Raw genomic sequence first — 1,598 nt, forward strand, 5'->3', positions numbered from 1 at the left:
CAGGACCGCCGCCCGTGGACACGGCCTCCGCGCGGGCGAGGGCGGCGAAACCGCGGCGGATGAGGAGCCGGTTCCACCGGGAGCGCTGCTGGTCCTTGAGCAGTACGGGTTCGCCCGACGGCCCGGTGCGGGCGGCAGACCGGGACGCCTGGATCTCCAACAGGGCGGCCAGCCCGTGCACTTCGGGTTCCTTGGGCATCAACTCGGCGAGCACACGCGCGAGTCGGAGGGCGTCCTCACAGAGCGCGGGNNGTACCCCTCGTTGAAGATCAGGTAGATGACTTCGAGTACGGACCCGAGCCGGGCCTCGCGCTCGGGCCCGTACGGCACCTCGAAGGCGACGGCCTTCGCGGCGAGCGTCCGCTTGGCGCGCACGATGCGCTGGGCGACGGTCGCCTCCGGGACGAGGTAGGCACGGGCGATCTCGACGGTGGTCAGCCCGCCGAGCAGCCGCAGGGTGAGGGCGATCCGGGCCTCGGCGGACAGCACGGGATGGCACGCGGTGAAGACGAGTCGCAGCAGGTCGTCGTCGATGTCGTCGGGATCGGCCGGCTCGTCGACGTGGCCGTGACCGTACGGCTCGGCCGCCTCCAGGTCCCGCCCCATCTCCACGAGCTTGCGCGCGTAGCGCTCGCGCCGCCGTACGAGATCGATCGCCCGGTGCTTTGCCGTGGCCATCAGCCAGGCCCCGGGATTGCCGGGCACNNGACCCCGGCGATGATGCGGGGCGACTCGATACGGAAGACGGTCTCGATGGCGTGGGCGGGGGCGTCCGCCGATGGTTCTGATGGTTCTGGTGTCACGTTCCACCATCAGACACCCCCGGGCCCGTACGACCAAGGGTCAGCCTTCGACGATTTCCCGGACCTCGCAGGTCACCGTCCAGTGGGCCTCGTGGATCTGGAGGAACCTCTTGGTCCACTCGACGGCCTCGGCCTTGTCCTTGGCCTGCAGCATCGCGTACCCCCCGACGACCTCCTTGGCCTCGGTGAACGGCCCGTCGGTGACGGACATCTCCCCGCCCTCCCACCGCACCCGCGTCCCCTCCGCGGTCGGCTTCAGCCCGGAGGTGTCCAGCAGCACCCCGGCCTTCGTCATCTCCTCGATCAGCTCCCCCATCCGCGCCATGAGCTCATCGCTCGGCCCCTCGGCCGGCGCGTTCTGCTCATCGATCCGGATCATCGACAGGTAGCGGGGCATGGTGACTCCCTGAGTCTCTCGGTACGGGGGCGGGGCTTGTCCCACCTTCCCTCTCACCCAGGCGTCGAACGGGGGGCGGCGGGATCGACACGCTCGCCGAATTTCTTCGGAATTTCTTCGAGAAGATCTCCGCCGACACATTTCCGCAGGCCACCGGGCCACCGGCTCACGTGGCCATGGGATGGGCGGAGGGGCGCGGGGCAGCACCAAGCTGGGCGGCAACCATGGATCGACTCTCGTTCGATTCGGTGGTCAGACCCCCGCGCGGTGCTCCAACACCCACGGGGGTCGATGCTTTCCCGGCGCACGCCACACTCCGCCGCGACCCGATCACAAAAAGTCATCCCCCCTGGCCCGGGCGCCACTTGAGCCCGTCTCGGCGGGACACAGGGGAGGGC

The 1,598-nt window shown here is 69.8% G+C and carries 2 protein-coding genes and 1 pseudogene; all 3 read right to left on the reverse strand.

Annotation, left to right across the window (positions count from 1 at the left end; genetic code table 11):
• A partial coding sequence (locus AOK17_RS53440; protein WP_342671578.1) for a DUF6596 domain-containing protein occupies positions 1-250 on the reverse strand: 250 nt, incomplete at both ends.
• A 2-nt stretch (positions 251-252) separates the two neighbouring features.
• Positions 253-705: pseudogene (locus AOK17_RS53445) on the reverse strand (sigma factor-like helix-turn-helix DNA-binding protein); the annotation flags it as partial.
• Between the two features lie 138 nt (positions 706-843).
• Positions 844-1,200 (reverse strand): YciI family protein, encoded by a 357-nt coding sequence (locus tag AOK17_RS47500; RefSeq protein WP_055618818.1) that lies wholly within the window; start codon positions 1,198-1,200, stop codon positions 844-846.
• Positions 1,201-1,598 lie beyond the last annotated feature (398 nt).

Origin of the sequence: Streptomyces phaeochromogenes, assembly GCF_001418655.1 — a bacterium.
In the GTDB taxonomy this organism is placed as follows: Bacteria; Actinomycetota; Actinomycetes; order Streptomycetales; family Streptomycetaceae; genus Streptomyces; species Streptomyces phaeochromogenes.